The following is a 26,564-nucleotide window of genomic DNA, read 5'->3' as shown; positions in this document are numbered from 1 at the left end:
ATTTTGGTATAATCCCAATAATTTTTATGAAATAAATAGGAATAATTATGAATATTACAATGCTTTATTCTAAAATACATAGAGCTACCGTAACAGATGCAAACTTGAATTATGTAGGCTCAATTACCATTGATCAGGAACTTTTAGATGCAGCCAATATGCGTGTCGGACAAAAGATCGATATCGTGAATGTCAATAACGGTGAGCGTTTTTCTACCTATATCATCCCGGGTGAACCAGGCAAAAAAGATATCTGTCTGAATGGGGCAGCGGCGAGAAAAGTACATAAAGGCGATAAGATCATCATTATTGCCTATGCAACGATGAATGAAGAAGAAGCAGATGCGCATCTGCCAAAAATCGTCATACTGGATGATGACAATAGCATCGCCGAAGAGTTTGAGGGCTTAGAATAATGTTTGAAGGCTTTGACTTGGGCAACATGGGTAAGATAATGGAGCAGATGCAGGAAAAAGCGAAAGAGATACAGGAACAGGCTAAAAATATACACTTTACCGCTAAAGCAGGCGGAGGCCTTATTGAACTGACCGCAAACGGTGCGGGCGAAGTGATAGATCTCACGATAGATGATTCTTTGTTGGAAGACAAAGAGTCTTTACAGATACTGCTCATCTCAGCGATGAATGATGTCAATAAAATGATAGAAGACAATAAAAAGTCTCAGGCGATGGGTATGATGGGCGGGATGAACCCGTTCGGGTCTTAAGGTTATTTAGCGGTTCTTGTCAACAAGATAGCTGAACTCTTTTGAGTGCTTCAGTTTTACGATCGTCTTACAAGTCAGTGAATGTTTTCCTTCTTCTTTCACTGCTTTTTGAAGTATTTTACTTATTTTCATGTTTTCTCCTTTCTTTCAATTGATATTTCTCTTATGAGATGAATAATAGTATATGATAGTTATAACAAAGTGGTAACATAAGGACACTATTTATATTGTTTATTGAAAAGTCCACTAAGGTAGATTTTCTTCCTGACCCTTCTATGACACTTTAATTGATTTGCAGTATGCATAAGCAGATATTTTTCCTCTTTTTTCTATTCAAACATGAGATAACCATTTGATAACATAAATGTTACCACTCTGTTTCCACTCTGTTTCCATTTTTCGTCACTATTCTGCAAACAAAACCGTATACGGTGGAAATAGGATGACAGAAATGACTAACTTGACTAACTTGACTAAAATGGCACTTTCGCTCGCAGCTATTGCTGCTATGACAGGATGTGGTGATACATCGATTAATTATGGTGATTCAACGGTGGCTATCACTGGGGATACTCTTACTACTGGTACTACAGGTGGTACTACAGGTACTACTACACCACCAGCACCATCAACACAAGAAACAGTAATAGGAAATATTACAACAGACACCACATGGACAGCTGATAAGGCATGGATCTTGGACGGATATGTTTCTGTAACGAACGGTGCTACACTTACTATCGAGCCTGGAACCCGCATCGCCGGTAAAAATTCAGACTCATATCTTCTCATTGATAAGAACGCTAAGATCATAGCAGATGGTACAGCTGAAAAACCGATTATATTTTCCTCAGTGGATGGATTGAGTGGCACTGACACAACTGTAGGTAAATGGGGTGGGGTAACACTTATCGGTAATGCGAACATGTCTAGTACACCACTTACATACGAAGTGACGGTAAACGGAAGTTATACGGCAGGGACGGGAGTATCGGATGACAGTTCTGGTATTTTGAGACATGTGAAGATCCTCAACTCAGCAACAGAAACAGGACTGAGTCAAGAAACCAATGGTCTTTCAATGGTAGGTGTAGGTTCCGGTACAGTGGTTGAGGATATTACAGTGGACTATTCCAATGATGATGGTATAGAGATCTGGGGCGGTACAGTGAACATGACCAATGTAACGATCTCCCACTGTACAGATGACCACCTGGATGTTGACAGTATGTACCAGGGTACGGTTAAAAACCTTGTCATCAATGCTACTATGGGTTATGCAGGTATCGAAATGTCAGGTACAGACACAGTTTTAACTGTGGATGGCTTTACTATCACCGTGGATGGGTTTGCTATACCTGATTCAGCAGAAGGTGGTATCTTCTTCAAGAAGTCAGGAGTTGGAGGTAAATTCTACAATGGTACGATCATTTATAGAAGTGCTTCAGCAGGGGCAATTTATTCACAACAAGATGCCAAGCTTTCAAATATTGATTTCAACAACGTGGGTATCTACACAGATATAGGTAATACATTTGTGAACAAAACAGATGCGGCAACAGACTCTGCAGATGAAATCAAAAATATTTTTACGACGACAGGCAGTGGTAACAACGATGATGCCTGCGTGATTCCTTCTACGACAATTACTGGAAAAATTGCAGGATGTAATGTACTTACAAGAGGCAAGTCATGGGTAATCGACCAATTTGCAGATACTGCAGCAGGTGCATCTATAAGAATTCAGGATGGTACGACTATTGGTGGTAATGATGCAAACTCATATTTACAAATCAACAAAGATTCAAAAATATATGCACTTGGTACAGAAACAGCACCGATTACATTTACCGATAAAGCAAAAACAAATGCACAAGAAGGACTTTGGGGTGGTTTAACACTTATCGGTAATGCGAATATGTCCAGTACACCACTTACATACGAAGTGACGGTAAACGGAAGTTATACGGCAGGGACGGGAGTATCGGATGACAGTTCTGGTATTTTGAGACATGTGAAGATCCTCAACTCAGCAACAGAAACAGGACTGAGTCAAGAAACCAATGGTCTTTCAATGGTAGGTGTAGGTTCCGGTACAGTGGTTGAGGATATTACAGTGGACTATTCCAATGATGATGGTATAGAGATCTGGGGCGGTACAGTGAACATGACCAATGTAACGATCTCCCACTGTACAGATGACCACCTGGATGTTGACAGTATGTACCAGGGTACGGTTAAAAACCTTGTCATCAATGCTACTATGGGTTATGCAGGTATCGAAATGTCAGGTACAGACACAGTATTGACACTTGATGGGTTTACGATTAATCATGATAGTTATGCTGCCGGTGTCGGTGAGTTTGAAGGGGGTATCTACTTCAAAAAAGCAGGAGTTGGAGGTAAATTCTACAATGGTACGATCAATTATAACAGTATAGACGGTGCAGCCATTTATTCCGCGAAAATACCTAAGCTTACTAATATTGATTTTGGCAACGTTACTATTAATACAGTATCAGGTGATTTCGAAGATCAAACGGATCCTACTACAGATGGAGCTGATGAGATTAGAGCAATCTTTGATGCGAATACAAGCAATACAATAAATTACCTCTAAGGTACCCCTATCAGACAGGTTTCGGCCTGTCTATTCCATTACAAATCCATTACATACAATGTTTCCACTTTGTTATTAATTTATGGAAATATTGCGCACACTAAAATCAACACAGATTTTTAATTTTTCACAAGGAAAGACAATGGTCACATTCAGAAGATTGATCTCCATATCAGCAGCGCTATCAGTTTCAGGTACGATGCTTCATGCAGCAAATGATGACAGCATGATCAAATCGATCATGGAACTCAGATCGCAGGTAGAGTCGCTCTATACACAAATTGATGATAACAAAGAGGCGTACAGAGCTCAAATGAAGTCTTATGCACTTCAAACTTCCGACAATGAAGCACAGATCAACAGACAAGAAACTGCGTTGAAGCTGACACAACAGAACATTGAAAAAACGCAAAAAAAGCTTGAAGTGATGGGAAGCGCCACAGTGGACCTTAAGCCTGTTGTGACCAATGCACTTGATGCACTTGAAAAAGAGATCCAAGCCGGTATCCCTTTCAGAAGGGAAGAGAGAGTCGCAGCACTTCATCAGATCAAAGAGGATCTTAAAAACGGGAACATCTCACAAGAGAAAGCGCTTGCACTGACATGGGCAAGCTATGATGATGCATTGCGTTTGACCAAAGAGATCGGACAGTTCAAGCAGGAGATCACGCTGGATGGAAAAGACACCATAGCAAAGATAGCCAAAGTGGGTTCAGTGATGATGTTCTTCGCAACACCGGATGACAGAGTCGGGTATGTGAAACAAGAGGGCAAGAAGTACAGCTATGTAGTAGCAAAAGACAGCACTGAGCGTGATCAGATCATTGATCTTTTTGATGCCGTGCAAAAACAGATCCGTACAGGATACTTTACTCTGCCCAATGCATTACTACTTAGAGGAGCTAACTAATGAAGGCATTATCAATCACTAAACTATTTTTCGCGATCGCAACACTTGTTTCGCTTTCGGCAACTGTCCAGGCAGGGGAACTTGAAAGAGCGTATCAAAAAGAGTATGCATTCCTTAAAGCACAAAAAGCAGAACTTGAAAAGAGACTTGAAACAGATACAGTACAACAGGCAAATGAACTTCATGCATCTAAAGAGAAGGTAGAAGCACTTCAGGCAAAACTTCTTGAAGTATCTGCAAAGGCAAAAGTAAGCAGTGAAAAACTGGAAAAACTCTCCAAGATGTTGGCTGAGAAAGAGGATACGGGCGGTCTTACAGGTAATGTGGTCAATCAGGCACGTTTGGCACTTGAACCCTATGGTGTGAAAGTTTCAGATGATAATAAAACCAATGATGTAGAGAAGATCCAGCAGGCATTCGGCAGTTCTATGAAATTGTACAGCGAACTCTCTTCTTTGAGAAATGAAAAAGGTGCGTTCTATCTTCCGGATGGGAAGAAAGCAGAAGGTGATATCGTAAAAGTAGGAAATGTGGCTGCATATGGTATCGCCAAGGAAGCAGCCGGAGCACTTTCCCCTGCAGGAGACGGTAACTATAAACTATGGAATGCCGTGGGTTCATCTGATGATGCCAAAGCAATGTTTGCCAAAGAGAAGACAGAAACGATCGATATCTTTGTCTATGAGAACCTTGATAAAGAGGTGGATTATGTGACGGAGAAAACCTTTATGGATACGATGGAAGACGGTGGTATCATCGGCTATATCATCTTTGCACTTGGCCTCTTTGGTCTGGTCCTTTTGGGACTGAGAGTGATCAACCTGATGGGGGCAAAAACAAATGTGAATGAGATCACTCAGATCGTGGTAGATACATTGGAATCCGGTGAGGGCAGCACAGTTTCTCTTGAGAAGCTTAAAGGATATAAAGGCTCAACGGCAAGAGTCATCAAAGCGACGTTGAGAAATATCAAAAAAGAGAGAGCACACGTTGAGGATGTCATTATGGAAAATATCCTGAATGAAAGTACACAGATCGACAGATTTGGCAGTTTTGTACTGGTCATCGCTGCGGTTGCACCGTTGATGGGGCTCTTGGGTACGGTCACAGGAATGATCGAGACATTTGAAGTGATCACAGAGTTTGGTACAGGTGATCCGAAATTGCTTTCAGGCGGTATCTCTGCAGCACTGGTGACAACGATGCAAGGTCTTATTGTAGCGATCCCGCTTCTGTTGATCGGAAACCTGCTTTCCGGTTGGGCACAAAGCATTAAAGACTCTATGGAGCAAAGTGCTTTACATATCGTAAATCTTTACGAGAAGTATAGAGGCTAAGATGCTTTCGCCATTTGAGTTAATCGGCAGATTTGTCGATCTTATGAATACCGGAGGAGTGGTCATGTGGGTACTTTTTGTACTGAACTTCTTTCTCTGGTATGGTTTGGGATATCGTTATTTTATCCTGAAGAGGGGAACCAAAGGGAATGTCCGCCGTTTGATCACTAAGCATGAAACAAGAGGTGAAGCACAAGCGATGCGAGGGATGCTTGACTATGCTGTTGCGGATGCCCTCCAAGCTGCACAAGAGGCCAAAGCGATCGGGGCAAACGTAAGAAAACACATCAACGGTGTCTTGCTCCCGTATTATAGTGATGTAAACAGTTACAGGATCATGATCAAGACGATCGTTGTACTTGCACCACTGGTAGGTCTGCTTGGAACCGTTATGGGGATGATCGAGACATTCGATGCACTGCAAAGCAGTTCTATGTTTGCACAGGGAGCCAGTATCTCAGGAGGTATCTCCAAAGCGCTTTTTACTACCGAACTCGGGTTGGTGGTTGCCGTTCCCGGGCTGATCATAGGACGTGTACTTGACAGAAAAGCAGAACGTTATGAACTTGAATTTGAACAGATCACAGATATTATATCCACGAAGGATGCAGAATGAGAATTAGACCAAAGAAACAAGAAGTAGACAATGTAGATGTATCCCCATTGATCGATATGGTTTTTATCCTATTGATCTTTTTTATGGTAACCACTACGTTTGTAAAAGATATGAAGCTGGACCTTGAGCGTCCGTCTGCCGCAAGTGCCAGTAAGTCAGATGCAAAAGTGGTACGTGTCTATATCGATAATACGTCGCAAGTGTATATCGATAACCAGCCGGTACAACTATGGGCGATACAGAGTAAACTCAGAGACCTGTTGCGTACTGCTTCTGAGAAGTCAGTTTTGGTCATCTCTGATGATACGATCCCTGTAGAGACATTGATCGATGTAGTGGATGAGTGTCGTATGTCAGGGGCAAAGGATGTAGCTGTATCCACATCAAAAGAGATGGGATAATCTATTATGGACACTACAAAGTTTAATAGAGATCGTGCCAAAACCTTTGCCTTATTGGCGATGGGAATGGGTGCTTTTTTGATGATGGTACTGGTTGTATCATTTAATGCAAAGGTCGAGAAGAAAGAGAAAAAAGTCAAAGACCCTATGCGTTATATGAAGATGGCAAAACAGCCGCCGAAAGTGGAAAAACCAAAACCGAAGCCAAAACCAAAACCTAAAGCACAGCCAAAAGCACCGATGCCGGACCTTGGAGCAATGCTTGGCGGGATCGCGATGAACATTCCTGAATTCGCTACAGGGGATATCATCGGTGACGGTAGAAGTCTTTTGGGCGATATGGCAGCAGATGCAGCAATGAGTGAAGGTACTGTTGACAGTAAACCAAGGGTGGTTTCACGTAGTCCATTGGAGTACCCTCCTGCAGCAGCTAAAAAACGTATCAAAGGATATGTGGTCGTGAACTTGCTTATCGGTAAGGATGGAAGTGTAGAGCTGGCAAAAGTGATCGCTTCAAGTCCGGCAGGTGTGTTTGATCAGGCGGCACTGAGAGGTGTCAGAAGCTGGCGTTTTGCTCCGGCAAAATATAAAGGCAACCCGGTCAAAGTATGGGCGAAGCAAAAAGTACGCTTCGATTTTAATTAAGGTGAAGTCATGTTGAAAAAAATTATTACACTATCATTTGTCCTTTTCTTGACATATTCACTGCAGGCGAATGAAGCTGAAGAACAAACGATCAATCATATGGAGATCGCTACGATTATGTACTATGACGGGAAGTACGATAAAGCACTTGAAGAACTTCAGCAAGCTAAAGATTCCCATACGAAGATCGAATGGGATAAATATCATAATATGAGAGGATTGATCTTTCTGAAAAATGAGAATTATCAGGCATCTATTGATGCATTTAAAAAAGCGATCATTGCAACCAAGCAAAAGAGTTATGAGCCACCGGTGGAAGAGAAGCCTAAAAGAGAGTATCTTTTCAGTGTTTTTTCTGAAAAGAAAAAAGTAGAAGAGCCTATAGTAAAAAAGCCGGTGTTTGATCCGGAGAAAGTAAGAAAAGATCAGATAGAGGAGATCAACATCTATCTTTCCCAGGCATATTATAAAGCAGAGCAGTATCTCAATGCCGTACATGCACTCGATGCAGCAGGAGAAAAAGGGCGTGCCAGTGCATCTCTATTCACACTTAGAGCAGAGTGTTACTGGAAAGCGGATCAAAAAGGTGCTGCGATCGATGCACTGAGCAGAGGGGCAAAGATTTTCCCTAAAGATGCAACATTGCTGAAACAGAAGTTTTATTATTTTGCAGAATTAAAGCTCTATCAGGCTGCCATCGCTGCGGCAAAAGCCTATATGCAGAAGATGCCTGCAAATGCACAGGAGTATATCTCCTTGGCACAGATGCTTCAAAGCGGGGGTGAATCAGAAGAGGCGATCAAGGTACTTGAAGAGGCGAAGCTGAAGTCCCCGTCTTCGGCAAAAGTACACATTTTACTGGGGCATTACTATAACCAAAAAGAGATGCCTCATGTTACTGCGGATCTTTTTGAAAAGGGTTCTTTTTATGATGCGAAATATCTGAAAGAAGCTGCAGAGATGTACAGAAGAAACGGTGAACTTGCACATGCGCTGTATCTCAATTCAATGATGACAGATAAAGAAGAAAAGACCAAACAGAAAGTAGCGATCTATATCGGTAAAGGTGAGTTTGAGAAGATCATAGGAGTCAAAGACGCGCTTGATAGATACGGTCTTTTGAAAAATGACAATATGCGTTATGCATTGGCGTATGCATACTATATGGTCAAAGATTATGAGAGTGCAGAAGAACATCTTAAAAAGATTGAAGATGATGAGCTCTTCTCTAAAGCGACGGTGATCCGTAAGAATATTGAAAAATGTAGAAGTAACAGTCTGGAGTGTATATAAATGAAGAAGTTGGCGCAATTATTGCTTTTAATGACACTGCCACTGGTTGTCATGGCCAGTGAGTTAAAAGAGGGTACACTTTCAGTGTTGCTTTTCAGTGAGGGGAGCCCCCTTGCGAAGAATGAGATAAAAGTCGATGGCAAAAAGGTTTTTCATACAGATAAAGATGGTGCCGTAAAGATAGCTCTCGTTGCAGGAAAACACCAGATAGAGATCTTTGGTAAAAATGCTGCAGGCGAGAACCTGGGGTATTTTAAAAAACCTGTTTCTATCAAAGAGGGAAGAGACACAGAAGTTATTGCGACACTCTCTAAAAGCGGGACAGACAGTATAGACATAGATACCCCCGTGGCGGTGGCTGCATCAGTGGAAAGAAAAGAGGAAAAAGTCACCGGAGAGGGGATACTGAGAGGGCAGGTACTCTCTTCAGAAGGAAATACCCCTGTTTCAGGTGCTAGAGTCTTTGTACGAGGTACGTCGGTAGATGTAAGAACGGATGGGAATGGTCGTTTCTCTGCAAAAGTACCATCCGGAAAAACGTTAAGTATCTCTGTAGTACACTCGGCTTACAGTGCACAGACGATCGGAGGGATCGTGGTTAAAAAAGATGCAACGACTTCTAGAACAGTCAAATTGACTCCGGCAAGTATGGAGCTTGAAGAGTTTGTTGTCCTTGCTCCGAAGATCGAAGGTAGTATCGCAGATGTTATCGCAGAAGAGAAAAATAGCAATGCAGTAGCGAACATTCTGGGTTCTCAAGAGATATCAAAAAAAGGAGACTCTGATGCAGCTGCTGCACTGAAAAGAGTCACCGGTGTTACTTTGGTCGATGGGAAAAATATCTATGTTCGTGGACTTGGGGAGAGATACTCTAATGTAGAGATGAACTCTATGCCATTGCCTTCCCCGGACCCTATGAAGCGATCTGTGCCTCTTGACATTTTCCCTACTTCGGTTATCGGTTCGATGAAAGTACAAAAAAGTGCATCCGCTGACATCCCAAGCAATTTTGGTGGTGGATATATAGATATCAGAACCAGAGGAAATGTTGATGAGGATTTCATCAAGATCTCTTTAGGAACAAAATTTAACAGAGATACCGGTACGGCACAGATAGACTATGTCGGATCTGCAACAGACTGGACCGGATATGACTTTTCGTACCGTGATATTCCACAGCCTATTCTTGATGCGACAGAGATGCATATCGGTGAAACTACACCACTATTGACAACAGATTATTTTACAAAGGAACAACTTTCTGACTTTACCAGAATGTTTATCAATCGTATATATGCCGTCAACAAGACCACTGTGTTACCAGGAGTAAGTGGATCTATCGAGGCTGGTAAAAATTTTACAGTGAATGATGATCATGAATTGTCTGTCTTTGCAACCTATGGATATACGCAAGAGAATAGATTTAGACAAGAACAATACTTTAATTACGACTACGACATGTATGGGAATCAGTATGATACCCCTACGCAGTCAGGTACGATTGATCAAAGAGAAATGACTATATCCCATGGAGGTATGTTGAATATCGGTTATAACTTTTTGGATGTATTCAAACTTAAGTATACGAAGCTGTATACAAAGGATGCAAGTAAAAAAACCAGGATCACTGATGGTATTTTAGGTTCAAATGATGAGCATTTAACCATCTATAATCTTGACTGGGAAGAGAGAGAAATGAATGCTGACCAGTTAAGTGGAGAGATCGATTATAGAGTATTTAATTCTGCTTCCACATTTAGTTTTGGTCTACAACACAGCACGGCAAATTTTTATCAGCCTAACAATTACGAATATATCTACTATAATACAGCGGATTTTGCATATCTTTACAACAAAAATTCAGCTAACAATGCAGCTACAAGAGTAGAGTCTGATGATGTACTGAAGTCTTTATATCTAAAAAATAAACACCAAATAGAAATATTTAATCCGGATGAATCTATTGAATATGGTATCACTGTCTCTTCCAAAGAGAGAGTTTCACGACAAAGAAGATTTAAATTGTCTACAAGCCCTACATCACTGATAGAGGATCAAATGATGACGCAAGGTATTGATACGATTTATGGGTTGTATGTCATACCTGATTATCCATACGATTACCGTCCATTTCTTTTGACCTCATTTAACAAGCCTGCAGATGCATTCGACGGATATGTTGATGAAAAGAGTCCATATGTTTCTTTGATGTTGCGGCCTACGGAGAAAATTGAAGCAGTTTTCGGTCTACGATATGTAAATCTAACCCAAACAATAGATGAATATGTGAAAGACACCTCCAATCCGGATATGTCATTAAGAAACACTATCACAACCACATCGAGCAGTACGGAAGTCAAAGAGTTCTTCCCTTCGTTCAGCGTGAAATATACATATGATGACAAAAATATTTTTGATATAGCGGCATCAAAAACGTATATTATGCCTGACCTAAGAGAGCTTAGTGGTGTATATAATCATCCATTTGAACCAGCAACGATTATCGGTAATCCTGATTTGGTCAATACTATTATGTATAATCTTGATCTTAAATATAGCTACTTCTTCTCTGAGGCAGAGTTTGTCAAGTTGGGATTGTTTTACAAATATATGGATAAGCCCATTGAAGATGTACTACAGTATTCTACATCATTACCTATCTATTCGTTTGCCAATACTGACACTGCAACACTTTATGGCATAGAGATAGATGGTAGAAAGAACCTGGATTTTCTTGGACAAATGTGGCAAAACTATTATGTATCGGGGAACTTTTCCTACAATGAGTCGGATGTGTCTTTGAGTGAAGAACAGCAAACACAGTTTACAACCAACCACAGAACGCTGCAGGGGCTTTCACCATATGTTGCAAACTTAACAGTGGGATACGAGGATGATGATCGCTCAGTATCTCTTAATGCAAACTATATGTCTGAACGTATTCGAAAAGTAGGTATTATCGCATTTGGATTGGGACTAGAAGATCAGTATGAAACACCGCCAACACTTTTGGACCTTGTATGGATCGAGAAGTTTGATTATGGATATCCGTTAGAGTTGAAGGTGAAAGCAGGAAATTTACTGGATGATGAAACTGTATGGAAAGAGGGTGATGGTATTACACGATATTACAAAACAGGACCGACACTAGACCTGAAAATTTCCGCTAAATTCTAAAGGGTCTGATACTTGTAACCATATGGTAATCAATTTGTAACCAATTTGTTTTATACTTCCGCATCAAAAATAACAAGGAATTATACAAATGAAAAAAATTGTACTATCCATGGCCGCACTAGCGACAGTAGCAATGGCTGAATCGGACATTAGTCACCCAATTGAACGAATAGAAGAAGCGAAAGACACAACTGCAACAACTGAAAAAAGTATCTTCGATAGAATTCATTTCAAAGGTGACTTAAGACTACGTTATGAGAGTAAAGAGACTGACTATTATGACGGTACTGAAAGTAATAAGTATCTTGGTCGATATCGTTTAAGACTAGGCGCACATATTGATATCACAGATCATCTTCAATTTGAAGTTGGTATGAGAAGTGGTTTTGGTAACCCGACTTCAGGTAACCAAACTTTTGTTGAGGCGAATAAGGATACTGAAGCTCTGTCAGATTACTTTTTCCAGTCGCTTAGATTCAATGCTTTAGCTCTTGATTATACATATGGTAACTCTACTTGGAAAGTTGGTAGATCACCATACATGATGTATAGACCTATTAAATCACAACTTGTTTGGGATAACGATCTTTCATTAGATGGTATTAACTATCAGTACCAAGATGATACAAAGATCATCACTGCAGGTATTAACCAACCAAGTTATGCGGAAAATATTATTGCAAAGGATGATGTAAATCTCTTTTTAGCACAATATGTACAAAAAACAAAGTTAGAAAGCTCAACACTGAATGTGGGTGCGGGTATTTACTATTATGATGGTGTCAAAGGTAATACATCACTTTATAGTGACAATAAAGGTACAGGTATGGGTAACACTTTAACGGTAGATGGTGTGTTTGCTAATGATTATCATATCGTAGAAGGATTTGGAGAACTCGAGTTTAAAAATGTACTTGGTAAACCATTTTCAATCGCTGCTGGTGTAGCATATAACACAGCTGCAGATGACAATAACTTTGGATACGATTTGGCATTTCAACTCGGTAAGGCTAAAGAAGTTGGTGATTGGCAAGTAAAATACTCTTATACAGATATCCAAGAAGATGCGGTGCTTGGTGCGCACTCTGACTCAGATAACTTCGGTGGTGGTACAGCTGCCAAAGGTCATGCTATCAGAACAAAATATAAATTTGGCGAAAACACATATCTTGCCGGTACTTTCTTCTTCAATACACTCTATGGAAGCAAAGTTGGCGATCCTGCAGATGCAGACTATGAGCGTGTGCAGTTAGACGCGATTATTACATTCTAGTCCAAAATATCATGTAAACTCCTAAAGATGGGCATACTCTGCCCATCTTGACTTTTTCAACTCCCAATTTTCTTTTACTTGCATTTGGTTACATTTTGGTAACAGAATTGTAATACTTTTTTTCTATAATCCCGCCACTAATACACAAATGAAGGAATGTAGATGAACAATACATTAAAAATAATACTGGGTGCAGGTTTTGCTGTAGCCGTAGCGTTTTATGCAAACAGCGTTATGGGACAGGCAACACACGGAGGATTTTTAGTACTAGCAGCGGTATTTGGTGCCTATATGGCGATGAATATCGGTGCGAATGATGTTGCCAATAACGTAGGCCCAGCCGTTGGTTCAGGCGCATTGACCATAGGTGGTGCTGTACTTATCGCATCTATTTTTGAAGCGGGCGGTGCACTCATCGCTGGCGGTGATGTGGTAGGAACCATTAAAAAAGGGATCATTTCTCCAGCTGCTTTTGGTAATGACCCTATGCTATTTGTCTATGGTATGTCTGCTGCACTGCTTGCCGCAGCACTATGGCTGAATCTTGCAACATGGCTTAAAGCACCGGTTTCAACCACACACTCAATCGTGGGCGGTGTCCTTGGCGGCGGTATCGCTGCAGGTGGTTTTGCTATCGTTTCTTGGGGAACCATGGGTAAGATCGCTGCTTCATGGGTGATCTCACCTGTACTGGGTGGAGTGATTTCAGCGACATTCCTTTATGTCATCAAATCACAGGTGATCTATAAAACAGATAGGTTAACGGCGGCTAAAAGAGTCATACCTGCACTCGTGGCTATCATGTCAGCAGCATTTATCACCTATTTGACGCTTAAAGGCTTTAAACATATCTGGGGAACGATCACTGAGATATTGAGTTTCTTGCCTCAAACCAAGAAGCCATCTTTTTCTGTGGCATTGATCTTAGGTGTGATCGGAGGAGTGATCACTTTCTTGATCGTTAAGCCTAGAGTAGCAAAAAAAGTCGTTGGTCTGGATAACTCTAGAGAAGCGGTCAATATGCTTTTTACGATTCCTCTTATTTTTGCAGCGGCACTTCTGAGCTTTGCACATGGCGCAAATGACGTTGCCAATGCGGTTGGCCCTTTGGCAGCGGTAAATGATGCATTGACCACACTTGCTGTTTCTGAAAAAGCAGCGATCCCTTTATGGGTCATGGTTATCGGTGGTGTGGGTATCTCTGTAGGTCTTGCACTGTTTGGACCAAGACTCATAAGAACGGTAGGGTCTGAGATCACTGAGCTTGATCAGATGAGGGCATTTTCCATTATGATGGCTGCGGCGATCACAGTGGTTATTGCTTCTCAGCTTGGTTTACCGGTCTCTTCTACACACATTGCTGTAGGTGCGATCTTTGGGGTCGGTTTTCTTAGAGAGTGGCTTGACAGCAAAGATATGAGTGTGAAGCAGGAGAGACTTCATATCGAAATGGAAAAGCACAATGCCCTTAAGTCAGAACTTGCAGAATTGAAAGCTGCAGGAGATTATAAGAGACAAGTCGAATTAATCGAAGCGGCTAAAGTCCAAAAGAAAAAAGTCAAAAGCTTGAAGCGTTCATTGCGTGAGAATTACGTAAAACGCGGTATGGTGAAAAAGATCGTAGCGGCATGGGTGATCACTGTACCGGCCGCAGCAGTACTATCTGCCATTATTTTCTTCATACTTAAAGGTGTAGCGAGCTAGACATCATTTGATGTGCAGCATCAGCTTGCACAACAATCATATACCGTTGTAACGCAGGTAGAGATATCTGCGTTCCTTTTAGAAACCCCTCCCCTTTACCCTTCTCCCTCATCTGTAATCAAATTGTTATCAAGATATACTATGCTATAGAATGCAAAATAGAGATATAGAAATCATCGTTATTGAAGACGAACCGGATATTTTAGAACTTCTTGAATATCATCTTGAAAAAGAAGGATACACTGTTACAGGGTTCGTCTCTACAGAAAATGTAGAACAGTTCCTGGAAGAAGAAAATCCTTCCCTGATGATCGTTGACAGAAATCTTCCTGGTGTAGAGGGAAGTGAATTTGTTTCAAAAATACGGGACTTGGGATATGATATTCCCGTGTTGTTCCTGACAGCAAGAGATAAAGAGAGTGACCTGGAAGAAGGTTTCCACTCCGGAGGTGATGACTATATGACAAAGCCTTTCAGCAGTAAAGAACTTCTTTTGAGAATAGCCGCACTATTGAAACGCAGTGGTGCGACATCCAGCGATAAGGTAAAATACAGAGACCTTATATTGGATCTGCAAAAACGTGAACTTTTCATAGAGGAGAGACGCATAGAGTTGACCAACCTGGAATTTAAACTTCTTCATACCTTTGTCAAAAATCCGCATCAGCCATTAGACAGAGATTATTTGCGTGATGAAGTCTGGGGTGATGACAGTACAAACTTTCATGATAAAACCATCAATGTTGCGATGAACAGACTTAAAAAGAAGATCGACCCTGAAGGCGTGAAAGAGTATTTTGCTCCGGTATGGGGTGTTGGATATAAATTGCTCTAAAACGGCTTCTGTGCTTTTTTCTTTCTGGACAGTGCAGGCGAAAAGAGTACGGCTAGAATCCTAAAGAGAAAAAAGACAAAGATCACTAAAAGTAAAAAGAGTATCTCTTGGCGGTCTTTGTCTGGGTGTGTTGTCAATATGATCACATCCCGTGTCAAAAAGATAATAAATACATCGATCACATACCTCAGTCGTAATCTTTTCTTGTCTATAAACTCCGAGATCATTTTTACCACCTCTATGATCACAACAAACTCCAGCATCAAAATGATAGCTTTATAAAAGGGATAGTGTGTACTTAGTATGGCAACGAATATAACTGAAGCGCACAGTAGTTCGTAGTGTTGTTTTATAAAGTTCATGTGAAAGTGTAGTGATAAATGATAACAACACGATAACCGGAAGTATAGATCGCTTCGTAGAGAAAATGTTACCGAAATGAAACCGGTTTTTTATACTATTGCTTCATGAATCTTCAATAGGTACGTTGACGTCATATGAAGATCAATAGAGATAAAAAAGGCTTGTTCATGGTAAAAGGAATGGATCCTATGGCAATAATTTTAAGTATTGAAGACAATGAAGATCTACTGGAGTTGGAAACCTTTCATCTTGTAAAAGAGGGGTATAAGGTCATTGGATCTACTTCAACAAAAGGGGTGGAGTCTATACTGGAACAAGAGAACGTAGATCTTATGCTCGTGGACCGTACGCTTCCTCTAGTTGAAGGCAGTGAGTTTGTAAGCTATCTGCGTGACAAAGGGGTGACGACACCTGTAATGTTCGTTTCTGCGAAGGACAGAGATGAGGAGATAGAAGAGGGGTTCTTGCGTGGAGGGGATGATTACTTAAGAAAACCCTTTAACATGAAAGAACTGCTTTATCGTGTCAAAGCGATACTTAGACGTACCATTCCTATAGAAGCCGAGAGATTGATGGCCAGAGATATCGTCATGGATTTCAACACCAGAAAAACATATATAGGAAATGAAGAGGTTGAACTTACTAGGTTAGAGTTTGAACTCTTGGGTCTGTTCATCAAAAATAACAATAGAGCACTCGACAGAGAATATCTGCTTCAGAATATCTGGAATGGGAATGAAGATATCCAAAAACGTACGGTGAATGTCACGATTAACCGTTTGAAGAAAAAGATCGATCCCCATGAAAAAAAAGAGTATATCGTACCAGTGCGAGGCATAGGGTATAAGTTTCAATAGCGACTACTACATATTGACTGGTTGCATATTACTGAAATGAAAACGTTTTCTTTTACTCTTGGAAGAGGCATCTTTTCTCAGACCCACGAGTGAGACAGTGTATCTCCTTCATCCATGATGTCTCATTACAGTTTTTTTAATACTTCCTTATAGTAATGGCATGTTATAAATATGTTATCACTATATCTTATTGTTAACTATAAGTTTGAATGGAGAAAAATATGAAAGATGAAATATTCATATCAGATAAAAAAATAGCGAAACTTGCTAAAAGTGTTGCAAAAACTTTTTCGATCGATGAAGAGGAGGCTACAAGTACTATCTATGAAGAGTGGGATCTGGTTGAAGCACTTTTTCATGCACATACAAAAGTAAAAGCCGTACATCGTCATTTTGTTGATGAGATCAATCATGCCTATAGGATAGCCTAATGCAGATCAGTGTAGAAAATTATCTGGTACACCATTATCCAGAAATTGAAACCTTCCCGCATATTGCAAAAAAAGTATTGTTTAGCAGTATGAAAAAGTTCTTTCATGAAAATGAGATCAATACGTTTATCTCAGAGAATACACATAAAGATACGTTCTCTTATGTAGAAGCAATTATAGATTATTTTGATATCTCTATCGGGTTGAAGACCAATGAACTGACCCGTATCCCTGCCTACGGGCGTACCGTTATCATTGCAAACCATCCATTGGGTGCGCTGGATGCCATGGCATTGCTGCATCTGCTTAAAAATGTACGAAAAGATATCAAGATCGTTGCAAACTCTTTTTTATCGCAGTTTGACAACCTGAAAGATATCATCATCCCTGTAGACAATATTAACGGGAAAATGGATAAAGAGACCGTTAAAAATATCTATGATGCTTTGAAAGCTGAACAGGCAGTGATCATATTCCCTTCGGGAGAAGTCAGTCGTGCAAAGCCCAATGGCATAAAAGACACACCATGGAAAAGCGGATTTTTAAAGATCGCATCCAAGATGCAGGCACCTATCCTTCCTATTTATATCAAAGCGAAGAACTCTAAGAACTTTTATCTGCTCTCTATGCTGAATCGTTCTTTGGCGACGGCAACACTTCCACATGAGATGTTTAAAGCAAAAGGAAAAAATATTGAATTTACTATAGGCAAAACCATTCCTTTTGATGCCTATAATGTACCAAACATTTCACGTAAAGAGAGCGTGAAGCTTCTTAGAAAACATCTCTATAAAGTGGCTAAAAATCACAAACCGATCTTCTCAACCTATAATGAGATTTCTGTACCAGAAGAAAAAAGTGAATTGAAAAAGGAATTGAAGCGCGGCATACTTTTGGGGAAGACAACAGATGGCAAACATATTATGGTGTATGAATCTGAGAAAGAGAATTGTGTCATTAAAGAGATAGGACGATTACGTGAGATCAGTTTTCGTCATGTAGGGGAAGGCAGCGGTAAGAAACGTGATATAGACAGCTATGATTTTTACTATAAGCATTTGATCATATGGGATGATGAGGCACTGGAGATAGCTGGTGCCTATCGTCTGGGGATATGTAGGGAGATCATCAATGACTTTGATATGGAGGGGCTTTATACAAGTACCTTGTTTCAATTTGATGAAAAGTTCGCACCGTATCTGGAAAAAGGAGTAGAACTGGGCAGAAGTTTTGTACAGCCAAAATACTGGAACTCAAGGGCATTGGACTATCTTTGGCAGGGGATAGGTGCCTATATAAAAAGTCGTCCTGATATACAGTATCTTTTTGGTGCAGTGAGTTTGAGTAATGCCTTTAACCAAAAAGCCCAGGGGATGATCATCTACTTTTATCAAACATATTTTAGTTCAAAAGAGCATTTAGCCAAACATAAAGTACCTTATATCCAATCGTCATGGGTGCAGGAGCATTGTGAAAATATATTTTCAGGTTCTGACTACAGAACGGATATGAGAAGCCTAAAAGAAGAGTTGGGATTCATGGGGTATACGGTACCTACATTGTTCAAACAATACTCTGAACTTTGTGAAGAGGGTGGTGTAGAGTTCTTGGATTTTGGATATGACAAAGACTTTAACCATTGTATAGATGGTTTTATCATTACAGACCTCAAGTTACTCAAAGAGACAAAAAGGAAGCGCTACTTTTCCCACTGATGACATTCTGTAACCAAAATGTTTCCAAGTTGTTTTATACTTCGTCCAATCCTAAGTCTAATGGACATAGAGGGCAATTTATTTCTCAAGGAAACAAACCATGACATTGAAAAAAATTCTTACGGCGGCAGTGGCAGCTTCAGTAGCACTCTCAGCAGTCAATGCTGATGAACTTAAAGGGAGAGGGGCATCATTCCCTGGACCTGTATATAAAGCTTGGACAGCAGAGTATTATGCTGCAACAAAAAACCAGGTGAACTACACACCAACAGGTTCTGGTGACGGTGTCAAATCCATTACCAAAAGAATGGTTGACTTTGCCGGTTCAGACAAACCGCTTAAGCCAAAAGCACTTAAAAAAGACAAGCTTTATATGTTCCCTACTGTCGTAGGTTCAGTGGTTCTGGCGTATAACATCGATGGGGTAAAAGACGGAGAACTTAAACTGAGCCGTGCCGCGATCGCAGGTATCTTCAGTGGAAGCATTACGCACTGGGATGATCAGGCGATCATGGCACAAAATGCCGGTTTAAAATTACCGCATGAGCCTATCACGGTAGCCGTACGAGCTGACAAATCAGGTACAACATTTAACTTTACCTACTTCTTGAACAAACTGGATGCAAACATCAAAGTAAGCAAAAAACCTACATGGAAAGCAGCAAAATTAGTTGCAGGTAAATCAAACTCAGGTGTATCGGCAAATATCCAGCAGATCAAAAACTCTATCGGGTACATTGAATACTCCTATAAAGAGAAGTTAGGATTGGCAGCAGCGCAGATCGAAAACAAAGAAGGTCAATATATCAACCCAACGCTACAATCGTTCCAGGATGCAGCTAAATATGCAAGCTGGACAGCTGAGAATGATTTCTATGCAGTGATCGGTGACCCTGCAGGTGCAACTTCGTACCCTATCGTAGCAGCAACATTTATCCTGCTTCCGGAAGAAAAAATGGAAACAAACAAACAAGTGACGGCATTTATCGACTGGGCATATACCCATGGGGATAAAGCAGCAACAGATCTTGGATATGTGCCGCTTCCTGCATCAACCAAAGATGAGATCAGAAAATACTGGGAAGCTAAAAAAATTAAATAAAACTTTTAGCAGCAACACAACTACAAGCTCTCTACCCGGGGGCTTCTTCGTAAATCACATTTCTCCCCCTACTTCTTGACACCTTCATGATAAAAAAGATTTGATTTGTAACTAAAATGTAACCAACTTTTATTACAATCCTTTCAATTAATTACGAAGGCGATACATGAGTGGTAAACTCTTTAAGAATTTTTCTTTTTTCTCTGCAACGCTCTCCTTTTTTATCTTGGTAGGGATCTTTGCGGTACTTTTTTCATATGCACAGGATGCATTGCATGAATTTGGCTTTGATTTCCTCTACAATGAAACGTGGGAAGCGGATGAAGATGATGAAGGCGGTATCTTTGGTGGATATGTACCTATCGTCGGTACTTTGCTCAGTACACTGATTGCTATGGCTATTGCCACGCCTCTGGCGATGGGGATTGCTATATTTTTGACAGAGATCGCTACTGAAAAACTGGTAAAACCTGTTTCAATAGCCATCGAATTACTGGCAGCCATTCCAAGCATCATTTATGGTATGTGGGGACTTTTTTACTTTGCCCCTATTGTTCAGGCAACAGTAGGAGGGAACGGTGTAGGGTTATTGACCGCGGGTATCGTACTGGCGATCATGATCATCCCTTTTATGGCAGCGATCACCAGAGATGCGATGAATACCGCACCTTCAGTGCTCAAAGAATCAGCGTATGCTATGGGAGCAACAAAATTTGAAGTGATCAAGGATGTGGTGATGCCTTATGCAAAAGGCGGGATCATCGGTTCTATTATCCTGGCACTTGGTCGTGCATTGGGCGAGACGATGGCTGTTGCATTCCTTATAGGTTCAGTGATGAGTATTCCAAGCAGAGTGACGGATCCTACAACTTCCATACCGGTTTTACTCGCAAATAACTTTGCAGAGGCACAAGACCTTGAGATGAGCAGTATGTATTATCTTGCACTTATTTTATTTGTCGTCAGTTTTGCCATTATCTCTATGGCGAAGTTCTATTTCTTAGGAAGAAAAACAGTATGAAAAGGACAGCATTATGAATAGACTGATACTGAATAAAGTCGTTTTGGTCCTCTCTACGCTCTCAGCAGTCATAGGTATAGGATTTTTATTTTGGATACTTGTGACCTTGAGTTATAAAGGTATGACAAGTTTACATTTTGAGACTTTTACGAATGACCTTGTAGCTGGGGGGATAAGAAACCTTCTGGTGGGACAGTTTACCATGGCGCTTATGGCAAGTGCTTTGGCTGTACCGCTTGGTATGATGGCAGGTATCTATCTTAGAGAGTATAGCAACAATGGCAAGCTGGCTTCTGTCATTAGAAATCTAAGTGATGTGATGATGTCAGCGCCATCCATCGTCATAGGTGTTTTTGTCTTCGCCCTGTTCGTTGACCCTTTTGGTGGGTACAACGGTTGGGCAGGTATCGTTGCACTGGCGATTATGATGATACCTATCATCATCAGTACCACGGATAATATGCTGGCACTGGTGCCTAAGGAACTGAGAGAAGCGGGTATCGCTTTGGGCGGAAGCAAACATAAGATCATTTTACAGATAGTGATCAAGGCGGCGAAAGTGGGGATCACCACAGGGGTTCTGCTCTCATTCGCACGTATCATAGGAGAGACGGCCCCGTTGCTTTTTACATCAGCGAATAACCAGTTCTTTACGATGGACCTCACAGAACAGTTTCCCTCTCTTACGGTAAGTATCTATAACCTTGCAACTTATCCGGATGAACAAAGTAGAGAGTTGGCATGGGCAGCATCTTTTGTGCTTACACTGGTTGTGTTGTGTATCAACCTGCTCGGTCGATATATGATAAGAAATAAAAAATAATAGAAAAGGTCAGAAAACAACATGGCAGAAAATAACATTATAATGGATATTAAAGATTTTTATTTTACCTATGCGGGTGTGGATGAACCTTCATTAAAAAAGATCAACCTTCCTATAGAGAAAAATAAAATTACAGCGATGATCGGTCCCAGTGGTTGCGGTAAATCCACACTTTTGCGTGCCATGAACCGTATCCATGATCTCTACCCCGGAAACAGCTATGAGGGTGAGATCAACCTGTATGGCGGGCATGATGAAAAACAGAATATCCTGGATCTCAAAAAAGAGAATGATTTCATCAAGTTGCGCCAACAAGTAGGAATGATCTTTCAAAAACCCACACCGTTTCCTATGAGTATCTTTGATAATGTTGCCTATGGTTTGAAGCTTTCAGGTATCAAAGATAAGATCGAGATAGAGGAACGTGTGGAAAAAGCATTGCAAGATGCAGCTATTTGGAAAGAGACAAAAGATAGATTGAATAAAAGTGCACTGGGGCTCAGTGGCGGGCAACAGCAGAGACTCTGTATCGCCAGAGCTGTGGCACTGAAGCCTGAGGTATTGCTTTTCGATGAACCAACCTCGGCACTTGACCCTATCTCAACGGGAGCGATCGAAGAGTTGATCGCAGAGCTGAAAAAAGATGTCTCAGTCGTGATCGTGACACACAACATGCAACAGGCCAGTCGTTTAAGTGATTATACGGCGTTCATGTATCTGGGCGATCTGATAGAGTATGACAAAACGGATAAGATCTTTTTGAACCCTTCAAAGAAGTTGACAGAAGATTACATCACTGGTAGATTTGGATAAATCTATGTGCCAAAGGCAAAATTTTACGAGAAATCATTTCGTGATTTCCTGTATCAGTCTGTTGGACTAGAAGTGAGCAAAAAGAAAAAAGATTTGGATAAAGGATAAAATATGTTACCAGGATATCAAGAAGCAAGACTTTCGGTAAGAGCTGACGTACTGAGTGTACTGGAAGGGCTGGCCACAGCAAATAAAGAGGGACTTGAAGCACTTCAGGCTATCGATGCAGTGAAGTTGGAAGAAGCCAGAGGCAGACTGAAAGACATCAGTCAAGAGACAGAGAAGATAGACAATGACATCGTGCTTATCTTTGCAAAGTATACACCAGAAGCAAGAGATCTAAGGGAACTGGTCTCTTATTTGAAAATTACGTCTGCTTTGAACCGTATTCGTACGAATATCAACAGTTATCTTAAAAATATGCAAAGTATGCTCATGGAAAGAAATGATAAGATGACCCAACTTATCCAGGATTCCCTGAGCATTAATCGTTGTACACTCAATGCTTTTGATTATACCATTGAAATGTTGCAAACATTTGATGACAATGAGCAGGTAAAAGCATTGGCTGCGAGAATTGATGTGGAGTACAGTAAAACAGATGATATCTATACGCTGCTGGAAAAAGATGTGATACAACAAATAGGCAGTGCGGATGGGCTTGCGGAAGAGTATTTTAATCTTTTGAAACATATACGTAAGAATCTTAAGATCATAGACCGTTTGGAAAGTGTGTCACAACGTGTCATATTTGCACGTATGGGCGGGAAACTCTAAATAGAAACCATACAGTGTATGCTATAATGCACGTATGCAAAATCAAAATATAGAAATAGTTGTCATCGAAGATGAGGAAGATATCTTAGAACTTATTGAGTACCATTTGAGTAAAGAGGGGTATGCTGTGACCGGCTTTCTCTCTACAGAGAATGTTGAACAGTTCTTAGAGGAGGAAACCCCTTCTCTGATGCTTGTTGACCGTAACCTCCCCGGAATGGAGGGGAGTCAGTTTGTCGCCTATCTCAGAGAGATAGGCTATGATATCCCTGTCATATTCCTCTCTGCCAAAGATAAAGAGTCTGAACTTGAAGAGGGATTTGAAGCAGGCGGTGATGACTACATGAGTAAACCTTTTTCACCCAAAGAACTGACACTCAGGGTCAAAGCACTGCTTAAGCGTTCCGGTGTCCTGCAAAAACAACAACGTATCAAATATAAATCACTTACCATGGATCTGGAAAATAAAGCTCTTACTGTTGACGGGCAGAGCGTCCCGCTTACCAACCTTGAGTATAATTTGCTGCATACCTTTATGAAAAATATAGACAAAGCACTGACAAGAGATTTCCTTCGTGATGAGGTATGGGGATCTGATGGAGAGGGAGTCAATGACAATGCGGTGAATGTCGCTATCAACAGGCTCAAAAATAAAATAGACCCTGACAATGAGCAGAATTATTTCCATCCGGTATGGGGAGTAGGGTATAAGTTCTCCTGAAAACATGACAATTTGACATGTTTTTCCTCTCTTTGACCTTAGACACGCTACACTTCCAGTATGAATAAATTAGAAACCCTTGAACACTATTTCGGACACAGCGCTTTTAGACCTTTGCAAGAAGAGGTCGTGGATGCGATCCTGGCAAAACAGGATGTACTGATGATACTACCTACGGGTGGAGGAAAGTCGCTTTGTTACCAGCTGCCTACCCTGCTGATGGAAGGCATTACCGTTGTGGTGTCCCCTTTGCTGGCACTCATGCATGACCAGGTAGTCGCACTGAAGGAGAACGGTATAGCTGCAGAGATGCTCTCTTCCATGCAGGATATTGACGAGAGTCAGCAGATAGAAGCACGTTTGAGGGCAGGCGAGATAAAACTGCTTTATGTGGCACCCGAACGCCTCACCAATGCCTATTTTCTAAATCTGCTGCATCAGCTTCCTATCAACTTTTTTGTCATCGATGAAGCACACTGTGTGAGTGAGTGGGGGCATGAATTCAGGGAGAACTACAGACGTCTGTCTCTACTGAAAGAGCAGTTTGCCACGACACCTATCGCAGCATTTACCGCTACTGCGACCCATGCGGTAGAAAGCGACATCGCCAGCAACCTGGGATTACAGGACCCTAAGCGTGTGAGAGGTTCGCTTTTCCGTGAGAATTTGACCATTCATGCACGACACCGTATCAAAGACGGACGGGCACAGCTGATGGAGTTCTTGAAACTCCATACAGATGAGTCCGGTATTATCTATACGCTTTCACGAAAGTCTACAGAAGCCGTCGCACACTTTTTGCAAAGCAAAGGCATAGAAGCCAGAGCATACCATGCCGGACTTTCTACTGAAGAGAAGAACCGTACTTATGCGGATTTTGTGGCTGACAGGGTACAGATAGTGGTTGCGACCATTGCGTTTGGTATGGGGATCGACAAGAGTAACATCCGTTTTGTGGTACATATGACCATGCCAAAGACCCTGGAGAACTACTATCAGGAGATAGGACGCGCAGGAAGGGATGGACTGGCTTCTGAAACACTTTTGCTCTTCTCGGCGCAGGATATCGTACAGCAAAAAATGTTCATAGAAGATCTCCCGGAGACACCCTATAAACAACATGCGTTCAACAAGCTGGACAGTATGGTCCGTTTTGCCAATTCTGAAAACTGCAGGCATCAGAGCATCGCTGCTTATTTTGATGACCGCATAGAAGCGTGTGGAGACACCTGTGACAACTGTACGGCACCTGCAAGCGAAAAGGTAGACATTACTACAGCAGCACGCATGCTACTTTCCACCATCTTGCGTACAGATCAGAATTTTGGGTTGCATTATGTGATAGATGTACTGAAAGGAAGCAAAGAACAGAGGGTACTGCAAAATGGACATGATACCCTTTCTGTCTATGGTATAGGAGAGGAATACAGTAAATCACAATGGTTGACAATAGGTGACAAGCTATTGGAACTAAATGCCGTGGAGATAGGCGAGTTTAAAGTCTATCGTTTGACAGCTTTTGGAATAGAAGTGATCAAAGGTTTACATCAGATCGAACTGAAAAAAGAGAGACTGACGGTACAAAAATCCGAGGTCAAAAAAAGAGTGACCTATTTTGATGATTATGATGTGGAAGTGTATGATAGGCTTCGTGATCTGCGTACACAGATCGCTTCTGAAAAAGGTATCCCCCCTTATATCGTTTTTTCGGATAAAACTTTAAAAGACCTAAGTATAAAGGTACCGCAAGATAAAGAGGCGATGCTTGAAGTACACGGGATCGGGGAAGTAAAATTTGAACGTTACGGGAAAGAGTTTTTGACTCTTTTGAATGATGCACAGTAAACCGTTATGTGGGATAGATGAGGCAGGCCGTGGACCTTTGGCCGGTTCACTGGTGATAGCCGGAGTGGTGTTGAAAAATCCTATTGAGGGGTTGATGGATTCCAAGAAGCTGACAGAGAAAAAGCGTGAAGCACTTTACCCGATCGTGATCGAAAATTCAGCGTATCACATCGTTACTTTTTCAGCCAAAGAGGTCGATGAGATGGGCATCTCCAAATGTTTACAGACAGGTTTACAAAGTATACAGGAACATCTATCTGGGGTTGAGTATCTTTTTGACGGGAACAGCAGTTTTGGGGTTGAAAATATCAGTACGATGGTCAAGGCAGATACAAAAGTAGCTGAAGTGAGTGCCGCAAGTATTTTGGCCAAAGTCACACATGACAGAGAGATGATAGCAATGGCAAAACAATATCCCCAATACGGTTTTGAGAAACATAAGGGGTATGGGACCAAAGCCCATATTGAGGCTTTGCTCAAATATGACCGATGCGAAATGCATCGTAAAACGTTTAGAGTCAAAGGGTTGGATGAACCTGCTTTGTTTTAAACGCTGAC

At 41.2% G+C, this 26,564-nt stretch carries 26 protein-coding genes; 24 read left to right on the top strand and 2 right to left on the bottom strand.

What is annotated here, in order from left to right; translation table 11 throughout:
* Positions 1-47 precede the first annotated feature (47 nt).
* Together panD and LDM98_RS07935 are read left to right on the top strand one after the other, a co-directional pair.
* Positions 48-416, top strand: a complete 369-nt coding sequence (gene panD / locus LDM98_RS07940; RefSeq protein WP_223898892.1) for an aspartate 1-decarboxylase — start codon at positions 48-50, stop codon at positions 414-416.
* Complete coding sequence (locus LDM98_RS07935; protein ID WP_223898891.1) at positions 416-727, top strand: YbaB/EbfC family nucleoid-associated protein; 312 nt, start codon at positions 416-418, stop codon at positions 725-727. Before panD ends, LDM98_RS07935 begins: the two co-directional genes overlap by 1 nt.
* 6 nt (positions 728-733) lie before the next feature.
* Here LDM98_RS07935 and LDM98_RS11785 read toward each other — a convergent pair whose 3' ends face one another.
* On the bottom strand, positions 734-859 hold the full coding sequence (locus LDM98_RS11785) for a hypothetical protein (RefSeq protein ID WP_255593391.1): 126 nt from the start codon (positions 857-859) through the stop codon (positions 734-736).
* A gap of 319 nt (positions 860-1,178) precedes the next feature.
* On the opposite strand from LDM98_RS11785, the gene LDM98_RS07930 reads away from it, so the two are divergent.
* The 11 genes from LDM98_RS07930 (at position 1,179) to LDM98_RS07880 (ending at position 15,538) form a co-directional block, all read left to right on the top strand.
* Positions 1,179-3,347, top strand: a complete 2,169-nt coding sequence (locus LDM98_RS07930) for a hypothetical protein (RefSeq protein WP_223898890.1) — start codon at positions 1,179-1,181, stop codon at positions 3,345-3,347.
* Between the two features lie 142 nt (positions 3,348-3,489).
* The gene (locus LDM98_RS07925; RefSeq protein ID WP_223898889.1) at positions 3,490-4,257 is read left to right on the top strand and encodes a DUF3450 family protein; all 768 of its coding nucleotides are present in this window, start codon (positions 3,490-3,492) and stop codon (positions 4,255-4,257) included.
* Entirely contained in the window at positions 4,257-5,594 is a 1,338-nt protein-coding gene (locus tag LDM98_RS07920) for a MotA/TolQ/ExbB proton channel family protein (RefSeq protein WP_223898888.1), read from the top strand. Before LDM98_RS07925 ends, LDM98_RS07920 begins: the two co-directional genes overlap by 1 nt.
* A gap of 1 nt (position 5,595) precedes the next feature.
* On the top strand, positions 5,596-6,210 hold the full coding sequence (locus tag LDM98_RS07915) for a MotA/TolQ/ExbB proton channel family protein (RefSeq protein ID WP_223898887.1): 615 nt from the start codon (positions 5,596-5,598) through the stop codon (positions 6,208-6,210).
* On the top strand, positions 6,207-6,611 hold the full coding sequence (locus LDM98_RS07910; RefSeq protein WP_223898886.1) for a biopolymer transporter ExbD: 405 nt from the start codon (positions 6,207-6,209) through the stop codon (positions 6,609-6,611). The genes LDM98_RS07915 and LDM98_RS07910 overlap by 4 nt, the downstream gene beginning before the upstream one ends.
* A gap of 6 nt (positions 6,612-6,617) precedes the next feature.
* On the top strand, positions 6,618-7,256 hold the full coding sequence (locus LDM98_RS07905; protein WP_223898885.1) for an energy transducer TonB: 639 nt from the start codon (positions 6,618-6,620) through the stop codon (positions 7,254-7,256).
* A gap of 9 nt (positions 7,257-7,265) precedes the next feature.
* Positions 7,266-8,549 (top strand): lipopolysaccharide assembly protein LapB, encoded by a 1,284-nt coding sequence (locus LDM98_RS07900; RefSeq protein WP_223898884.1) that lies wholly within the window; start codon positions 7,266-7,268, stop codon positions 8,547-8,549.
* Positions 8,550-11,726 carry a carboxypeptidase-like regulatory domain-containing protein gene (locus LDM98_RS07895; protein WP_223898883.1) on the top strand — a complete coding sequence of 1,059 codons (3,177 nt, stop codon included), beginning with the start codon at positions 8,550-8,552 and terminating at the stop codon, positions 11,724-11,726.
* Between the two features lie 88 nt (positions 11,727-11,814).
* Positions 11,815-12,999 carry a putative porin gene (locus tag LDM98_RS07890; RefSeq protein WP_223898882.1) on the top strand — a complete coding sequence of 395 codons (1,185 nt, stop codon included), beginning with the start codon at positions 11,815-11,817 and terminating at the stop codon, positions 12,997-12,999.
* 162 nt (positions 13,000-13,161) lie between these two features.
* Complete coding sequence (locus tag LDM98_RS07885; RefSeq protein WP_223898881.1) at positions 13,162-14,703, top strand: inorganic phosphate transporter; 1,542 nt, start codon at positions 13,162-13,164, stop codon at positions 14,701-14,703.
* Positions 14,704-14,854: 151 nt separating this feature from the next.
* Complete coding sequence (locus tag LDM98_RS07880) at positions 14,855-15,538, top strand: response regulator transcription factor (protein WP_223898880.1); 684 nt, start codon at positions 14,855-14,857, stop codon at positions 15,536-15,538.
* Here the strand turns inward: LDM98_RS07880 and LDM98_RS07875 are convergent.
* The gene (locus LDM98_RS07875) at positions 15,535-15,900 is read right to left on the bottom strand and encodes a phosphate-starvation-inducible PsiE family protein (RefSeq protein ID WP_223898879.1); all 366 of its coding nucleotides are present in this window, start codon (positions 15,898-15,900) and stop codon (positions 15,535-15,537) included. The genes LDM98_RS07880 and LDM98_RS07875 overlap by 4 nt on opposite strands.
* 189 nt (positions 15,901-16,089) lie before the next feature.
* Between LDM98_RS07875 and LDM98_RS07870 the strand changes: the two genes are divergently transcribed.
* The 11 genes from LDM98_RS07870 (at position 16,090) to LDM98_RS07820 (ending at position 26,556) form a co-directional block, all read left to right on the top strand.
* Positions 16,090-16,758, top strand: coding sequence for a response regulator transcription factor (locus tag LDM98_RS07870; RefSeq protein WP_223898878.1), 669 nt, complete (start codon positions 16,090-16,092; stop codon positions 16,756-16,758).
* A 221-nt stretch (positions 16,759-16,979) separates the two neighbouring features.
* On the top strand, positions 16,980-17,189 hold the full coding sequence (locus LDM98_RS07865; protein WP_223898877.1) for a hypothetical protein: 210 nt from the start codon (positions 16,980-16,982) through the stop codon (positions 17,187-17,189).
* A complete protein-coding gene (locus tag LDM98_RS07860) occupies positions 17,189-18,904 on the top strand; it encodes a lysophospholipid acyltransferase family protein (RefSeq protein WP_223898876.1) in 1,716 nt (571 codons plus the stop codon). The genes LDM98_RS07865 and LDM98_RS07860 overlap by 1 nt, the downstream gene beginning before the upstream one ends.
* Positions 18,905-19,004: 100 nt before the next feature.
* Positions 19,005-20,006, top strand: a complete 1,002-nt coding sequence (gene pstS, locus LDM98_RS07855) for a phosphate ABC transporter substrate-binding protein PstS (protein ID WP_223898874.1) — start codon at positions 19,005-19,007, stop codon at positions 20,004-20,006.
* Positions 20,007-20,172: 166 nt separating this feature from the next.
* The gene (gene pstC / locus LDM98_RS07850; RefSeq protein WP_223898873.1) at positions 20,173-21,027 is read left to right on the top strand and encodes a phosphate ABC transporter permease subunit PstC; all 855 of its coding nucleotides are present in this window, start codon (positions 20,173-20,175) and stop codon (positions 21,025-21,027) included.
* A gap of 13 nt (positions 21,028-21,040) precedes the next feature.
* Positions 21,041-21,850, top strand: coding sequence for a phosphate ABC transporter permease PstA (gene pstA, locus LDM98_RS07845; protein WP_223898871.1), 810 nt, complete (start codon positions 21,041-21,043; stop codon positions 21,848-21,850).
* A gap of 21 nt (positions 21,851-21,871) precedes the next feature.
* Entirely contained in the window at positions 21,872-22,663 is a 792-nt protein-coding gene (gene pstB / locus LDM98_RS07840; RefSeq protein WP_223898869.1) for a phosphate ABC transporter ATP-binding protein PstB, read from the top strand.
* Positions 22,664-22,774: 111 nt separating this feature from the next.
* The gene (locus LDM98_RS07835) at positions 22,775-23,440 is read left to right on the top strand and encodes a PhoU domain-containing protein (RefSeq protein WP_223898868.1); all 666 of its coding nucleotides are present in this window, start codon (positions 22,775-22,777) and stop codon (positions 23,438-23,440) included.
* 34 nt (positions 23,441-23,474) lie between these two features.
* Positions 23,475-24,161 carry a response regulator transcription factor gene (locus tag LDM98_RS07830; RefSeq protein ID WP_223898866.1) on the top strand — a complete coding sequence of 229 codons (687 nt, stop codon included), beginning with the start codon at positions 23,475-23,477 and terminating at the stop codon, positions 24,159-24,161.
* Positions 24,162-24,221: 60 nt separating this feature from the next.
* On the top strand, positions 24,222-26,006 hold the full coding sequence (gene recQ, locus LDM98_RS07825) for a DNA helicase RecQ (RefSeq protein ID WP_223898864.1): 1,785 nt from the start codon (positions 24,222-24,224) through the stop codon (positions 26,004-26,006).
* A complete protein-coding gene (locus LDM98_RS07820) occupies positions 25,993-26,556 on the top strand; it encodes a ribonuclease HII (protein ID WP_223898861.1) in 564 nt (187 codons plus the stop codon). The genes recQ and LDM98_RS07820 overlap by 14 nt, the downstream gene beginning before the upstream one ends.
* Positions 26,557-26,564: the final 8 nt, after the last annotated feature.

Origin of the sequence: Sulfurovum sp. TSL1 (genome assembly GCF_019972135.1) — a bacterium.
Classification (GTDB): domain Bacteria; phylum Campylobacterota; class Campylobacteria; order Campylobacterales; family Sulfurovaceae; genus Sulfurovum.
Note: the sequence above shows the minus strand (reverse complement) of the source record. Positions and strands in the feature narration are given on the sequence as shown.

Bases quoted from the DNA above. Each gene is read 5' to 3' on its own strand.
- LDM98_RS07915 (WP_223898887.1), top strand. From the start codon at position 5,596: ATGCTTTCGCCATTTGAGTTAATCGGCAGATTTGTCGATCTTATGAAT.
- panD (WP_223898892.1), top strand. From the start codon at position 48: ATGAATATTACAATGCTTTATTCTAAAATACATAGAGCTACCGTAACA.
- LDM98_RS07920 (WP_223898888.1), top strand. From the start codon at position 4,257: ATGAAGGCATTATCAATCACTAAACTATTTTTCGCGATCGCAACACTT.
- LDM98_RS07910 (WP_223898886.1), top strand. From the start codon at position 6,207: ATGAGAATTAGACCAAAGAAACAAGAAGTAGACAATGTAGATGTATCC.
- LDM98_RS07830 (WP_223898866.1), top strand. From the start codon at position 23,475: ATGCAAAATCAAAATATAGAAATAGTTGTCATCGAAGATGAGGAAGAT.
- pstB (WP_223898869.1), top strand. From the start codon at position 21,872: ATGGCAGAAAATAACATTATAATGGATATTAAAGATTTTTATTTTACC.
- recQ (WP_223898864.1), top strand. From the start codon at position 24,222: ATGAATAAATTAGAAACCCTTGAACACTATTTCGGACACAGCGCTTTT.
- pstC (WP_223898873.1), top strand. From the start codon at position 20,173: ATGAGTGGTAAACTCTTTAAGAATTTTTCTTTTTTCTCTGCAACGCTC.
- LDM98_RS07935 (WP_223898891.1), top strand. From the start codon at position 416: ATGTTTGAAGGCTTTGACTTGGGCAACATGGGTAAGATAATGGAGCAG.
- LDM98_RS07880 (WP_223898880.1), top strand. From the start codon at position 14,855: ATGCAAAATAGAGATATAGAAATCATCGTTATTGAAGACGAACCGGAT.
- LDM98_RS07895 (WP_223898883.1), top strand. From the start codon at position 8,550: ATGAAGAAGTTGGCGCAATTATTGCTTTTAATGACACTGCCACTGGTT.
- LDM98_RS07885 (WP_223898881.1), top strand. From the start codon at position 13,162: ATGAACAATACATTAAAAATAATACTGGGTGCAGGTTTTGCTGTAGCC.
- LDM98_RS07835 (WP_223898868.1), top strand. From the start codon at position 22,775: ATGTTACCAGGATATCAAGAAGCAAGACTTTCGGTAAGAGCTGACGTA.
- LDM98_RS07860 (WP_223898876.1), top strand. From the start codon at position 17,189: ATGCAGATCAGTGTAGAAAATTATCTGGTACACCATTATCCAGAAATT.
- pstA (WP_223898871.1), top strand. From the start codon at position 21,041: ATGAATAGACTGATACTGAATAAAGTCGTTTTGGTCCTCTCTACGCTC.
- LDM98_RS07905 (WP_223898885.1), top strand. From the start codon at position 6,618: ATGGACACTACAAAGTTTAATAGAGATCGTGCCAAAACCTTTGCCTTA.
- LDM98_RS07900 (WP_223898884.1), top strand. From the start codon at position 7,266: ATGTTGAAAAAAATTATTACACTATCATTTGTCCTTTTCTTGACATAT.
- pstS (WP_223898874.1), top strand. From the start codon at position 19,005: ATGACATTGAAAAAAATTCTTACGGCGGCAGTGGCAGCTTCAGTAGCA.
- LDM98_RS07870 (WP_223898878.1), top strand. From the start codon at position 16,090: ATGGCAATAATTTTAAGTATTGAAGACAATGAAGATCTACTGGAGTTG.
- LDM98_RS07875 (WP_223898879.1), bottom strand. From the start codon at position 15,900: ATGAACTTTATAAAACAACACTACGAACTACTGTGCGCTTCAGTTATA.
- LDM98_RS07865 (WP_223898877.1), top strand. From the start codon at position 16,980: ATGAAAGATGAAATATTCATATCAGATAAAAAAATAGCGAAACTTGCT.
- LDM98_RS11785 (WP_255593391.1), bottom strand. From the start codon at position 859: ATGAAAATAAGTAAAATACTTCAAAAAGCAGTGAAAGAAGAAGGAAAA.
- LDM98_RS07820 (WP_223898861.1), top strand. From the start codon at position 25,993: ATGATGCACAGTAAACCGTTATGTGGGATAGATGAGGCAGGCCGTGGA.
- LDM98_RS07890 (WP_223898882.1), top strand. From the start codon at position 11,815: ATGAAAAAAATTGTACTATCCATGGCCGCACTAGCGACAGTAGCAATG.
- LDM98_RS07925 (WP_223898889.1), top strand. From the start codon at position 3,490: ATGGTCACATTCAGAAGATTGATCTCCATATCAGCAGCGCTATCAGTT.
- LDM98_RS07930 (WP_223898890.1), top strand. From the start codon at position 1,179: ATGACTAACTTGACTAACTTGACTAAAATGGCACTTTCGCTCGCAGCT.